Origin of the sequence: Blautia glucerasea (assembly GCF_020537505.1) — a bacterium.
Classification (GTDB): domain Bacteria; phylum Bacillota; class Clostridia; order Lachnospirales; family Lachnospiraceae; genus Blautia_A.
In genome coordinates this window covers 25,252-39,043 of the sequence record NZ_JAJBMO010000005.1, presented here as the reverse complement: position 1 = coordinate 39,043, position 13,792 = coordinate 25,252, and the positions used below count along the sequence as shown (strand labels likewise).

At 42.7% G+C, this 13,792-nt stretch carries 9 protein-coding genes; 6 read left to right on the top strand and 3 right to left on the bottom strand.

The genetic code is table 11. From position 1 onward, the window contains the following. Positions 1 to 3: 3 nt before the first annotated feature. The 6 genes from LIQ05_RS05695 (at position 4) to LIQ05_RS05670 (ending at position 9,937) form a co-directional block, all read left to right on the top strand. Positions 4 to 2,454, top strand: a complete 2,451-nt coding sequence (locus LIQ05_RS05695; protein ID WP_226819327.1) for a C39 family peptidase — start codon at positions 4 to 6, stop codon at positions 2,452 to 2,454. 25 nt (positions 2,455 to 2,479) lie between these two features. After that, complete coding sequence (galT, locus tag LIQ05_RS05690; protein ID WP_226819325.1) at positions 2,480 to 3,970, top strand: UDP-glucose--hexose-1-phosphate uridylyltransferase; 1,491 nt, start codon at positions 2,480 to 2,482, stop codon at positions 3,968 to 3,970. A 184-nt stretch (positions 3,971 to 4,154) separates the two neighbouring features. Continuing rightward, on the top strand, positions 4,155 to 5,654 hold the full coding sequence (locus LIQ05_RS05685) for an InlB B-repeat-containing protein (protein ID WP_226819323.1): 1,500 nt from the start codon (positions 4,155 to 4,157) through the stop codon (positions 5,652 to 5,654). Between the two features lie 220 nt (positions 5,655 to 5,874). Next, on the top strand, positions 5,875 to 7,266 hold the full coding sequence (gene asnS, locus LIQ05_RS05680) for an asparagine--tRNA ligase (protein ID WP_226819321.1): 1,392 nt from the start codon (positions 5,875 to 5,877) through the stop codon (positions 7,264 to 7,266). 14 nt (positions 7,267 to 7,280) lie between these two features. After that, positions 7,281 to 8,339, top strand: coding sequence for a metallophosphoesterase family protein (locus tag LIQ05_RS05675; RefSeq protein WP_226819319.1), 1,059 nt, complete (start codon positions 7,281 to 7,283; stop codon positions 8,337 to 8,339). A 77-nt stretch (positions 8,340 to 8,416) separates the two neighbouring features. After that, positions 8,417 to 9,937, top strand: coding sequence for an AAA family ATPase (locus tag LIQ05_RS05670; protein WP_226819317.1), 1,521 nt, complete (start codon positions 8,417 to 8,419; stop codon positions 9,935 to 9,937). A gap of 159 nt (positions 9,938 to 10,096) precedes the next feature. Here the strand turns inward: LIQ05_RS05670 and LIQ05_RS05665 are convergent, their stop codons facing one another. Genes LIQ05_RS05665 through LIQ05_RS05655 form a run of 3 tightly spaced genes read right to left on the bottom strand, consistent with a single transcriptional unit; the run spans position 10,097 to position 13,488 of the window. After that, positions 10,097 to 11,275, bottom strand: coding sequence for a ribose-phosphate pyrophosphokinase (locus LIQ05_RS05665; protein ID WP_226819315.1), 1,179 nt, complete (start codon positions 11,273 to 11,275; stop codon positions 10,097 to 10,099). A gap of 3 nt (positions 11,276 to 11,278) precedes the next feature. Further along, positions 11,279 to 12,265 carry an ATP-binding protein gene (locus tag LIQ05_RS05660; RefSeq protein WP_226819313.1) on the bottom strand — a complete coding sequence of 329 codons (987 nt, stop codon included), beginning with the start codon at positions 12,263 to 12,265 and terminating at the stop codon, positions 11,279 to 11,281. Positions 12,266 to 12,300: 35 nt separating this feature from the next. Then, a complete protein-coding gene (locus LIQ05_RS05655) occupies positions 12,301 to 13,488 on the bottom strand; it encodes a DnaD domain protein (RefSeq protein WP_264292724.1) in 1,188 nt (395 codons plus the stop codon). Between the last annotated feature and the right edge of the window lie 304 nt (positions 13,489 to 13,792).

Here is a 13,792-nt window from a genome sequence, read left to right as displayed (position 1 = left end):
AAAATGATTAAATTTTTACGCAGAGCAGTGATCCTCCTGTTTGTTTTTGTTCTTGGTGTGGCAGGAAGTTCTTTTCTGCTGAACAGTGAGACCACGGATGACCGCTCTGATATGAATGATCCGGTTTTTCCGGAAGTAATGGTTGATTTTGATGGGGAATATGCCAATCGAATGTATGGCTATGCACAGCCTATGCAGTCGGATTTTACCAGAGACAGTGTGACACCTTTGGACACTTCCAGAGAATTGTCTCTTGTTATAAATCCCTATGCTACAAAGGTAAAAAGTCTTTCCTATGAAATCCGTACTTCAGATGGAAGCAAGGTTCTTGAGAACCGAAAAGTGAAAAGCCTGGATAAAAACGACAGCTATCTGGCAACAAAGATCCAGATAAACAGTGACCTTCTTATGAATCAGGAATATTCCCTGCAGATATCTCTTGAGACAAATAAAGGAACTGCTTATTATTATACCAGAGTGGTTTCACGATCCAATGTAAATACCGTTCAGTATGTAAAGTTTGTAAAGAGTTTTTATGAGAAATGCATGGACAAGGCAACGGCAGAAGATCTGACCAGTTATCTGGAACCAGATACCTCCAATACAACTACTAATTATACAGATGTTGGTATTAATTCCACATTTGCAGAGATCAGCTGGGGAAACTTAAGTCCGCAGATTTACCGAAAGGGGATTCCGGTTGTAAAAGACATAAATGAAACAACCGCCAGCTTTTCCCTGGAATATCAGATTGCGGCAACAAATACAGATGGAAATCAGGAAATTTATGACGTAACAGAATTTTACCGGATGCGTTATACAGAGACCAGGATCATGCTTCTGGATTTCAAGAGAAGCGCATCACAAGTATTCTCCGAGAATTCCATTAGCATTTCAGATAAAGGACTTCTTCTGGGAGTGCGGGATAAAAATGTGGAGTATATGATGAATGAAACTGCCGGAGTCATTGCTTTTGTTCAGGAAGGGGATCTGTGGTCCTATTCACCAAACGATGGAAAGTTTTCCAGGATTTTCAGCTTTCGTAAGGAAACAGATGGAGACTTCCGGGATTCCAGATGGCAGCATGATATAAAGATCATTCGGGTGGAAGATAACGGAGATGTGGATTTTGTTCTGTACGGATATATGAACCGGGGAATCCGCGAGGGATACAGCGGTGTCTGCGTATATCATTACAGCAATGACCAGAATGTGGTGGAAGAAAAGGCATTTATTCCATCTACAGAATCCTATGAATTTTTGAAGAAGGATCTTGGAACCTTATCCTATGTAAGTACAGATAATTCTCTGTTCCTGCTGTTTGCACAGAAACTTTATCAGATTCATATTACAGATGGAAAAAGTGAAGTCCTGGATCAGGATATCCAAACAGATGCTTTTACAGTCTCTGACACAGGCGCTCATGCGGCGTGGTTGATCCAGAGCGGTGAAAGTGCAGGCTATATAAAGGAAATTGATTTCGAAACACTAGAGACAAGGACTCTTGCACCATCCAGTGGACAGAAGCTTACCTTAAACGGATTTATGAATGAAGATCTTGTTTACGGGATTGTGGTGGATGGAGATATCATTTCAGACAGCAACGGACATGAGACCACCGGAATCCATACGATCCGTATTGAAGGGTTTGATGGAACTGTAAAAAAAGAATATCATCAGGATGGGTTGTATATAACCGATGTGACCATGGGAAATACCATGATGGAGTTTGAATTGTCAAAGAAGACAAAGAAAGGTTATGAAGCGGTAAGCAAAGATAATATTCTGAATAATGTAAAAGCTGCAGCTAGTATTGCTTCTATTGAACTGGCAAGCAATAACAGAACGGGAACACAGATTAGGCTGGCACTGGATGAGGCACCGGAGATACAGGATGCGCTTGTAGTATATGCCAAGATGAAAAATGCAAACGATGACAGTATTATTCTGGATACCCAGATTCCGGAAGATGATATTTATTATGTTTATGCAAAAGGCGGTCTGGATGGTATTTACACAGATCCGGCACTCGCTGTTTTGCGTGCAGATGACCAGACAGGCGTGGTATTGAATCGTGCTCAGCAGTATGTATGGGAGCGTGGAAACAAAAAGACCAAGCTAATCCTTAATCTGGAGGATGTACCAGAGGCCATAAAGAGCGCATCCCTTGATACAAATGCTTTGCAGGAGGCACTGGGGGATGAAGGAGCAATTATTGACCTTTCTGGATGTACACTGGATAGTGTATTGTATGAGATCAGTGCCCAGAGACCTGTTATTGCAAAGACCGGTGATAATACAAGTGTGGTAATTATCGGGTATGATGAATACAACACCTATTTATATGATCCGGTCAAGGGTGAAACTTATCCGTATGGTATGAATGATAGTAAGGATCTGTTTGACAAAGCAGGCAATATTTTTATCAGTTATGTTGAGAAATTAAATTATTAATAAAGCAACAGGAAAGGACAGAAAAATGTTAAGCGAAAGTATTAAAAAACTGGTGCAGTATGGGATTGAGACAGGGATGACTCCTGCCTGCGAGAAAAATTACACAACTAATCTTCTTCTTGATGTTTTTAAAGAAGATGAGTACACAGAACCGGCAGAAGAATATTCCAACATTAATCTGGAGCTGGTTCTGAAGGAACTGCTGGATGAAGCTGTAGCGAGAGGTCTGATCCAGGACAGCGTAGTATACCGGGATTTATTTGATACCAGACTGATGAACTGTCTTATGCCTCGTCCGGCTCAGGTACAGAAAACCTTTTGGGAAAAATACGAAAAATCTCCGGAAGAAGCAACCGATTATTTCTACAAATTAAGCCAGGATAGTGATTATATCCGTCGTTACCGCGTAAAAAAGGATCAGAAATGGACAGTAGATTCTCCTTATGGAGAGATTGATATTACCATCAATCTTTCCAAGCCTGAGAAAGATCCAAAAGCAATTGCCGCTGCAAAACTTATAAAATCGAGCAGTTATCCGAAATGTCTTCTCTGCCCGGAGAATGAAGGATACGCAGGACGTGCAAATCATCCAGCGAGAGAGAATCACAGGATCATCCCAATTACCATAAATGATAGTCCGTGGGGCATGCAGTATTCTCCATATGTGTATTACAATGAGCACTGTATTGTGTTCAATTTCCAGCATACACCAATGAAAATCGAGAGAAATACTTTTATTAAGCTGTTTGATTTTGTGAAACTGTTTCCTCATTATTTCCTGGGCTCCAATGCGGATCTGCCGATTGTTGGCGGCTCTATTCTCAGCCACGATCACTTCCAGGGCGGACATTATACTTTTGCCATGGCGAAGGCTGAAATTGAGAAGCATGTAATCATCCCAGGCTATGAGGATGTGGAAGCGGGTATTGTAAAATGGCCTTTGTCTGTACTTCGTATCCGTCACAAAGATGAGAAGAGACTGATCGACCTTGCTACACATGTGTTGGAGGTATGGAGAGGATATACCGATGAAGCTGCATTTATTTTTGCAGAAACTGACGGTGAACCACATAATACCATCACTCCGATCGCACGTAAAAAAGGAGATATGTACGAACTGGATCTGACTCTGAGAAATAATATTACTACCGAGGAGAATCCTCTTGGTGTATATCATCCTCATGCACAGTATCATCACATTAAGAAAGAGAATATTGGTCTGATCGAGGTTATGGGACTTGCCGTACTTCCTGCAAGACTGAAAGAGGAACTGGAGCTTCTGGCTGATTATATTTTGGAAGGTAAGGATATTGCATCCAATGAAAAGATCGAGAAGCATGCAGACTGGGTAAAAGAATTCCTGCCGAGATATGATTATCTTGATCGTGATAATATTGAAGAAGTGTTGCACAAAGAAGTTGGAAATGTATTTGTTCACGTTCTGGAGGATGCTGGAGTTTACAAGTGTACAGAAGAAGGCAGAGCAGCCTTCATGCGCTTTATTCAGACATTGTAAAATATGCAAAAAAACAGCTTCTTTGCAACATGCCAGTAACAAAAATGTAACAAAATTATAAAAATACCTGTTACGAGGTTGAAAGAAAAACAAATTTCTATTATACTAAAAGTAGCATAAAAAGTTTATTTTTGTTATAGTTGTAAAGGGAACAGGAAAGGCATTTAAAAGCAGAGGAGTGTCTATGAAAAATAAAACAAGAAAGAACATGATTTTCTGGGTATTGCTGGCTGTAATGCTGGTTATATCCGGGGGGCCTAGCGGGGAGAAACAAGGAATTTCCCTTGGCGGAGCACAGACTGTACAGGCAGCGGCTAAGTATGTGGTGGCCAGATTTAGGAATACAAGTGGCAAGCCTTCTTACAACAGTCTCAGGATCAAAGTAAAGTCAGGTTCTAAGATTCGGCTTCCGGCTGTTCCATCTGTAACCGGTTATCAGAATCTTGGATGGTCTACGAAGAAAAATGCTACTAAGGCTACATACGCAGCAGGTAAAAAAATCCAGCTGAAAAAGAATATAAGTTTGTATGCGGTCAGGAAGAAAGTTGGTGTATATAAGGTTTATTTCTATAATACCAACGGAAGTGCAAACAGTACATTTAAAGCACTAAATAAATCTGTCACGCGCAAGGCTTATCTCACTTTACCGTCTGTTCCGACAAAGAGTGGATATGAAGCACTTGGCTGGAGCACAAGCAAGAATGCTACCAAAGCTACCTATACCCAGGGACAGAAAGTCCGGATCAAAAAGTCACAGAAGCTTTATGCAGTATATAAGACCAGCAAGGCCTATACGGTAACTCTTTGTAAAAATAATGGAACTATCTATAAGACAGAGAGTGTTTCATCTGGAGCTACCTATACTCTTCCATCTGTAAGAAATGCTTCTGGATATACCTTTATGGGATGGGATGTTCAGCCGGGCAAGAGTACATCACCGCGTTATGAAGCGGGAGATACCATTACAGTTAATGGAAACCTGAAGTTATATGCGGTGGTATTTAACCGTTCTTATGAGGAAGATTTAACGGCTTCCGATCTCTTGGCGTCCAGCGGTTGGAGAATTGGAAATGGAAGCGGCAGCAGAGGTTACAGCCACATTATTTTTGTGGGAGATTCCAGAACCGTCCGTATGGAACTTACTCTACAGAGACAGTTCGGTTCAGATTCTGGCATTACCAGGGATATTGATTTTGTGTGCCAGGAGGGAAAAGGCCTTGACTGGCTGAAAGAAGATGGATTCAGTTCCATTCTCAAGCTGGCAGAAGCAAATTATTCTGTGCAGAGACCGACGGCTGTAATTTTCAACCTGGGAGTGAACGATCCTGGAAATATGTACAATTATGTAGAGTATTTACAGGAGATTGCTGGAACTCTTCAGAAGAAAAACTGTAAATTGTTTATTATGTCGGTGAACCCGGTCAACAGTAAAACAATTGAATACCTGGGAAGAAATGCCATACGAAAAGAAGAAGTGATCCGCAAGTTCAATTCCGTTTTAAAGAGTGGACTTGGCAGCACATATGGATATATTGACACCTATTCCTATCTTCTTAAAAATGGTTATGGAACTAATCTTGGTGGCGGCGGTCAGGATGTGGCGATAGACGATGGCTTGCACTACACCACGAAGACCTACAAGCGGATATTCAAATATTGCCTTGATTATCTGACGGCCTGGTAAGAAGAACAGTTTCAGAATGAAATTTAAAATAAATACAGAATATTAAATTTACCAAAGAGAAGGCTAAGGCTTAACTTTATAAGCTGCGGTCTTCTTTTGCGTTTATTCATTGTTTTTATCCGACAAAATAAAATCTAAATAGCCTTGCGCGAATAACCGGAATAGTCTATACTATAGAGAAACGAGTGTTTGGAAAAATGAGGAGAAAGAGGAACTAATTATGAAACTTACAACGGTAAAAGAGATTTATAGAGAACGGGAGAAATACCTGGACAAAGAAGTTACAGTAGGCGGCTGGGTACGAAGCGTTCGTGATTCTAAGACCTTTGGATTTATTGTGCTCCATGACGGAACCTATTTTGAGACGCTTCAGGTGGTTTACCATGATACAATGGATAATTTTGCTGAGATTTCCAAACTGAATGTAGGAGCAGCAATCATTGTAAAAGGAATGTTGGTAGCGACTCCCCAGGCAAAACAGCCATTTGAGATCCAGGCAACAGAGGTTTCTGTTGAAGGAGCTTCTGCACCAGATTACCCACTTCAGAAGAAGCGTCACAGCCTTGAGTACTTAAGAACAATCACACATCTTCGTTCCAGAACAAACACATTCCAGGCTGTATTCCGTGTACGTTCCCTTTGTGCATATGCAATCCATAAATTCTTCCAGGAGAGAGGGTTTGTTTATGTACACACTCCACTGATCACTGGAAGCGACTGTGAAGGTGCAGGAGAGATGTTTCAGGTTACAACAATGGATCTGAACAATATTCCTGCTGATGATAAGGGAAATATTGATTACACTCAGGATTTCTTTGGCAAGGAGACCAACCTGACAGTAAGCGGCCAGCTGAACTGTGAGACTTTTGCACAGGCATTCCGTAACGTATATACATTCGGACCGACCTTCCGTGCAGAGAACTCTAACACCACACGTCATGCTGCTGAGTTCTGGATGATTGAGCCGGAGTGTGCGTTTGCAGATCTTGAGGATAACATGAATCTTGCAGAGTCTATGCTGAAATATGTGATAAGCTATGTTCTGGAGAATGCTCCGGAGGAGATGAATTTCTTCAATTCCTTCGTGGACAAGGGACTTCTGGACAGATTGAACCATGTTGCGAACTCTGAGTTTGGCCGTGTTACCTACACAGAGGCCATTGAACTTCTTGAGAAGAACAATGATAAATTTGATTACAAGGTATCCTGGGGATGCGACCTGCAAACAGAGCATGAGCGTTATCTGACAGAGCAGATCTTCAAGAAACCTATTTTTGTTACAGACTATCCGAAGGAAATCAAAGCTTTCTATATGAAGGCAAATGAGGATGGTAAGACAGTTGCAGCTATGGACTGCCTGGTTCCTGGAATTGGTGAGATCATCGGCGGAAGCCAGAGAGAGGATGACTATGGCAAGCTGAAAGCGCGTATGGCTGAGCTGGGACTGAAGGAAGAAGATTATGACTTCTATCTTGACCTGCGTAAGTACGGTTCTACACGTCATTCTGGATTTGGCCTGGGATTTGAGCGTTGCGTTATGTATCTTACCGGAATGGGCAACATCCGTGACGTAATCCCATTCCCGAGAACAGTTAACAACTGCGATTTATAAAATGAGGTAAAAGAATGAGATTTATTCATCTTGCAGATGTACATCTTGGGGCGGTTCCAGACAGGGGCTGCCCATGGAGTGAGAAGCGGGAGAATGAAATCTGGGAAACATTCCGCCGGGTTATTGCGGGCATCCGCGAAAATCCGGTGGATTTGTTATTTATAGCTGGAGATTTGTTCCACCGTCAGCCTCTTCCATACGAATTGAATGAAGTAAATAATTTATTTTCCAGTATTCCGAATACCAGTGTCTATCTGATGGCGGGTGACAGCGATTATCTGAAAGGGGATTCCTTTTACCGAGAGTTTTCCTGGGCGCCAAATGTAACCTTTTTTCAGGAAGAAAAAATTACCTGCGTGAAAGATACAAAATCTGACGTCTATGTATATGGAATGAGCTATGAGCATCCCAAGATCGAAGCTCCTGTCTATGACAGTGTAAGACTGGCAGGAAGAGAAGGGGTTCATATTCTACTGGCTCATGGAGGAGATGGAAGTCATTGCCCTGTAAATGTGGCTGCGCTTGCGGAGACTGGTTTTGATTATATTGCGCTTGGACATTTACATACGCCGCAGAGTCTGATCCGGGATGTGGCGGCTTACAGCGGGACTCTGGAGCCTGTTTGCAGCAATGACTTTGGAGAACACGGCTATATAGAAGGCAGAATAGAAAATGGCAAGGTGAGAACCCGATTTGTACCATTTTCCATGCGCACCTACAATCAGCTTCTGATTAACGTAAATGAGGGAAGTACACAGCTTTCCGTAGAAGATACCTTGAAAGATGAAATCTTCAGAAGAGGCGGACTGAACATATACCGTGTGATCCTTCAGGGAAAAAGAAAACCGGAACTGTTTCTGATCCCGGAGAAATTGAAATCTTTTGGAAATATTACAGAAGTACTGGATGAAACAAGGCCTGCTTATGATCTGGAAAGTCTGCAGAAGAGGTATGCAGGAACGCTGATTGGAGATTACATCCGCTTCTTTCAGGAGAAAAACAGAAATACAGTGGAGGATAAGGCTCTCTATTATGGGCTGCAGGCATTGCTGGAAACCAGACGCTCCAGCTGATCTGTTTTTGTCTGCAGGAAATAGGAAGCAGGATATTAGGTGAATGCATGAGTTGTGGTGCGAGGTAACAAGATTATATGATTTTAAAACGCATATTCATTAAAAATTTTGGCGGACTTCAAGATAAAACCATAGAATTCTCATCAGGAGTAAATATGTTTTATGGTGTGAATGAGGCTGAAAAAAATATTGTGTTTATTTTTATGAAAGATATGTTCTTTGGGATGCCGGAAGAAGGTGTGAGAAAGAATGAATTTTATACAGAAAAAAACGCCCAGGAATCTGTAGAAAAAGAGGGCGGAACAATCTGGTTCCGGTCTGGACAAAGAAATTACCGTTTAACACGGGAATTTGGGGCAGAAACAGATGATTGTCAGCTGTTCTGTGAAGACACCGGTAAAATGCTGGATGGAGAAAATGAAACGTTAGAGAAGCTTCTGGGAGGAATCAGTGAAACTATCTTTGATAATGCCGTTTTGACAGAGGCTCTTTCTGGAAATTCTCCCGCAGAAATGGCAAGAGAGATTCAAAATAAGCTTAGCATTCTCAGCAAGAGCGGCGATGGCCTGCTTGATCTTGGAAGATCAGAGCAGATGCTGAAAATGTGGCGAAAGGGTTATCTTTCCCAAAAAGAACGCGGGCAGAAGGCTGTTTTAAGAGAAAAGGAAAAGCTGGCCACAGAGCTGGAAAATCTGGAGAATGAATTAAATGGCCTTCGTGGTCAGAAAGGGCAGGTAGCTCAGGCCCAGGCAAGGATGTATTCCGCAGAGGGAAAAGAAGAGGCAGCAGTTATTGAGGAACAATTGCAGGCAATCGAGAAAAAGAATCTGGGAATGGTAATTGCAGGAGCACTGGCAATCATTGTTGGAATTGTAGGAATTGTAGGAAGTTTCCAGTTAACAGATGAAATGTCGAAGTTGGGAATGGATGTATGTATTCTTGCGGCAATCGCAACGGTAATCTATACACTTACCGCCCGAAGAAAACTGCGCATGGAATTTGTGAAACAAAAGAAGAAAAAGGCGTATCTGCAGTCCCGGCAGGAGAAATTGAAATCCAGCCAAGAAGATATTGACGGAACCTATGAAGAAAAACTGACTGCGTTTACCAATTTGCAGAGTGAGTATCAGGAGTATGAGAACGAGACTTCTCTTCCTACTTCGGAAGAACTGGAAACACAGGCGTTGAATCTGGCTATGGATACCATTGGGGAACTGTCCAGAAATATTTATCTGCAAAAGGGCAGAAAAATACGTATCCGGGCTTCCAGAATCTTACGGGAGCTTACAAATGGCAAATTTATGGAATTCTACGGAGATGAAGGACAGCGCATTGAACTGAGCATGGAAGATGGCACTGTTGGAGTAGAAGAGCTGGAGAGGGGAGAAATTGAAGTTTTGTACTTTTCCATTCGCATGGCGGCCAGCGAACTGCTAGCGGATGAAAAAATACTCCCAGTGGTTCTGGATGATGTTTTTCATGGAAAAAGAAAAGAGAGTCTTATGGCAATTTCTCGGTGGATGAAAAAGCAGCCACGGCAGATCATACTTCTTACAAAGAACGAAAACGTAAAGAGTATATTTTCTGGAAAGCAGTAAATTAGCTACATTGAGAAAATCTGAAAAAACCATAGAATAAAATAAAGATAAATAAAAGTAATTATTGTAGTGACGAACAAGAGGCTGGCACAAAACTGTGTCAGCCTCAAATGATTATTCGGATTTTAGTTGTAATAAAACAAATGAAATGCAGAATGCCTATTTCTGGTCATACTGAGCCATATAATTGTTTACACAGCGCTTGATCCTGTCAACAGGGTTCAGCAGATGGCTTACGGACATATCGTGGTTCAGCGTGTCAATGATCAGTGCAATGTACTTGCTCATATCACAGGAAATGTAATACGGTTTTGCAAGAAGCTCTTCAGACTGGTATACCATGTTGGTGGTGAGAAGTTTGTCAAATACACCAGCGGCATATGCCTCATCAAATTTCTTAAGGTTATCTGTAAACAGTCCAAAAGTAGAGCAGAGATAAATTCTGCCAGCACCTCTCTCTTTCAGAAGAGAAGCAATCTTCAGAATGGTATCTCCAGAAGAAATCATGTCATCGATCAGGATCATGTCCTTACCAGCCACATTTGGTCCCAGGAACTCATAAGCTGCAATCGGGTGTCTGCCTCCTATATTCTTGGAGTAATCCAGACGCTTATAATACATACCCATATCAACACCAAGGATATTGGCAAGATAAATCGCACGGCTCATGCTGCCTTCATCCGGGCTGATGATCATGAAATGCTCGTTGTCAATGTGAAGTCCCTGCTCATTTTTCAGAAGAGCCTTGATAAATTGATAAGAAGGCTGTACTGTCTCAAAACCATGAAGTGGTGTTGCATTCTGAATCTGGGGATCATGTGCATCAAAGGTGATGATATTCTCAACACCCATATTGATCAGTTCATGAAGGGAAGTAGCGCAGTCAAGAGATTCTCTTCCGATACGTTTACTCTGACGGCCTTCATAAAGATATGGCATAATTACATTCACACGGCGGGCCTTGCCTCCGATTGCTGCAATTACACGCTTCAGATCCTGGTAATGATCATCCGGAGACATCAGGTTGGTAAATCTGCCGATTGGATAAGAAATATTGTAGTTGCATACATCTACAAGGATATAAATATCGTCACCTCGTACAGATTCGGTGATGACGCATTTACCCTCACCGGAACCAAAACGCGGGTTCTGAACTTTGATGGTATAGGAATCTCTCTTGTATCCTTCAAAGGCGAAAGAATCTGATTCTGAATGTTCACGCTCCTTACGCCACTGAACGAGCCATTCATCGACCTTCTGTCCAAGGCTCTTGCAGCTTTCCAAAGGAACTAATCCCAGTCTTCCAACGGGAAGGGTAGTCAATTCTTCTTGTGCCATTCTTTACTTTCCTCCTAAAAAAATTTTCTGAATGCGGATATCCTTTCCCACAAGCTTGGTCATCTGATAGTTGCTGGCAATACGGGAAAAGGTTCTCTCAGAATAAGTCGCTGAGAAATCTTCCAGCTTCAGGTTTGTGGAAATAATTGTAGATTTTTTGCGCATGATCCGTTCATTGATACACAGGAAAAGCTGTGAGGATACAAAGCTGTTAGTCAGCTCGGTTCCCAGGTCATCAATGATCAGCAGGTCACAGTCAAAAATCGGTTCATCATCGGGGGCATCGCTGCTTCTGGAAAAAGCAGAGCTGGCAAGAAAATCAAACAGCTCAAATGCGGAAAAATACAGTACACAGTGTGCGCTGTCCAGAAGATCGTGGGCAATACAGTGGGAAAGAAAGGTTTTCCCCACACCGGTGTCACCGTAGAAAAACAGGTTCTGGAAGGAGTTATCAAAGTCCGCGATAAATTCCCTGGCCAGATTGTAAGCACGGCGGGCTGTCTCACGTTCGGTCAGTCCCGTTGAATCATTTGTTATTGTATCAGAATAAAAGTCAAATGAAAAGTGGTCAAAGTTCTCTTTTTCAAGAATTTCTTTCAAATTTGACTGTGTATAAAGCAGTTCGATCTCTGCCTTCCTGAAACAGGTGCATTTCTGGCTACCGATATAGCCGGTATCCTGACAAAGAGGACAGGTGTAGCTCATCTCCAGATAATCTGCCGGATAACCGGAAGAGAGCAGAAGCGCAGTGCGCTCTTGGGAAAGCAGTGCAATGTCATTGCGCAGATCTTCTATGCCGGTCTCCTGTCGGCTGATCAGGGCACGTGCTTTCCGGGCACTTAGAGTAGCTACTTCCTCGTCAATTTCACGCAGGCGGGGAATCTTCCCATATGCTTCTGCAAGATGCTCCTCCTGCACACGGCGGTTACGGGCCTGGCGGCGGTTGTATTCCCGCATTATGGTATCGTATTGGTAATTCTGTAAGGGCATGTAAATTCTCCTTCCAGGGTATGGAACATAGGGGGTTAATTGGGCTTGTTCAGTAATTTCTTCTCGTATTCGGCAAAGTCATAATTCCGCTGATGGAAATTGTTAAAACGGTTGGGTGCAGAAGCCTTGGGGTGGGGTGGCTTGACTGCGGCCTTTTCCAGTTTGCGCTTCTGGTGCTGGGCATCCTGAACACGAACATCCTCTAAAGTTCGGATACTCTTATCCTTCCAGCGCTGCAGAATCTTGTCAGCATAGGGAAAGCTTGGCTGGCCGGTCTGTAGGACAGTCCGGGAACAGGCTTCCTGGATTAAATCCATAGTGAATCCGTAGTCCTTCGTCCAGGTGTTGATCAAAGAAATCTCCACGTCGGAAGGATTTCGGTTGGTGATCCCCATAGCTTTCAGAACTGAAAAATATTCTTTGCTGTAGCGGGAAGTGGAATCCTTAGCCATTTCCACCGTGGTAATCCCCTCTTCCTTCCAGGCCATGGCAACGGTCTCTATATAGCGGATGCTGCGGTGGTCACGTCCTACGCAGTATTCGATCAGATAGTCGATCAGATCTACAGACATATGCAGTTCGTCATAGAAAAACAAAATCTTACGTGTCTCAGTAGGGGTAAGTGTCTTCCCCAGGTACTGTTCTGCAATATAAAGAAGCTGGATAATATCTTCGTTCTGCTTCAGCTCCTTTACCCGGTCCGGTGTGAGCGTCTTACGTTCGGAAACGGGCTGGGAGGAAACTGCGGGGAGAGGCGTATCTGTGCCATAAATGGCGAGACCATCATCTGGGAATGGTGTATCACCTGTGTTGTCCGCAGCGCCAGTGTCTGCTGGTTCAGGGAAACCTGTATGGTACGGGGCAGACTCTTCCCTGAGAAAACTGGCATTATAATGCTTCTTCGGGCTTATCGCAGTCTGCATATCTGTCTCATTCCTTGGCGCAAGCAATGTAATTCCGGTTAATTCTGTTCCTTCATATAAAAGAGAAACCAGCTTCTCGTTCTCCCAGTATTTTAACGCGCGGAGAATATCCCCCTCTGTACAGAACAGGGAGTCTGCCATTTGGGAAAGCCCGAAGGCTTCCTCTGGTCTGCCCAGCATACGGAGCAGATAAATATAGACTTTTACAAATTCGCCGTTGGCCTTTGGCATATAACGGTCAATAAAAAGATTGGATAAAACAGTGGTCTCATGAAGTCCTGTGCTATGTAACTTGATCATGAAAATGCTCCTTGTCTGGAATTCGGAATCTGCGTGGAACAGTCGTGTGGCTGTCTGGGACAAACTTACGTTCCTATTTATCTTGTTGTCTGCATTATAGCACACCCCTTTTTAAATGAGAATAGGAGATTTTCTGCCAGACCTTTTCCAAGATGTGTGTGGATTACAATGTGGATAATGTGGATAATGTGGAAAGTAAGTTGCACATAATGTTTATGGGAAACCCGATAAATGCGGAAAATAAAAGAAAAACTGTGATTTTTGTCGATTTGTTACGTAATATTATGTTAAGCACTTTATACAC

Bases quoted from the DNA above. Each gene is read 5' to 3' on its own strand.
- galT (WP_226819325.1), top strand. From the start codon at position 2,480: ATGTTAAGCGAAAGTATTAAAAAACTGGTGCAGTATGGGATTGAGACA.
- LIQ05_RS05660 (WP_226819313.1), bottom strand. From the start codon at position 12,265: ATGCCCTTACAGAATTACCAATACGATACCATAATGCGGGAATACAAC.
- LIQ05_RS05675 (WP_226819319.1), top strand. From the start codon at position 7,281: ATGAGATTTATTCATCTTGCAGATGTACATCTTGGGGCGGTTCCAGAC.
- asnS (WP_226819321.1), top strand. From the start codon at position 5,875: ATGAAACTTACAACGGTAAAAGAGATTTATAGAGAACGGGAGAAATAC.
- LIQ05_RS05695 (WP_226819327.1), top strand. From the start codon at position 4: ATGATTAAATTTTTACGCAGAGCAGTGATCCTCCTGTTTGTTTTTGTT.
- LIQ05_RS05655 (WP_264292724.1), bottom strand. From the start codon at position 13,488: ATGATCAAGTTACATAGCACAGGACTTCATGAGACCACTGTTTTATCC.
- LIQ05_RS05670 (WP_226819317.1), top strand. From the start codon at position 8,417: ATGATTTTAAAACGCATATTCATTAAAAATTTTGGCGGACTTCAAGAT.
- LIQ05_RS05665 (WP_226819315.1), bottom strand. From the start codon at position 11,275: ATGGCACAAGAAGAATTGACTACCCTTCCCGTTGGAAGACTGGGATTA.
- LIQ05_RS05685 (WP_226819323.1), top strand. From the start codon at position 4,155: ATGAAAAATAAAACAAGAAAGAACATGATTTTCTGGGTATTGCTGGCT.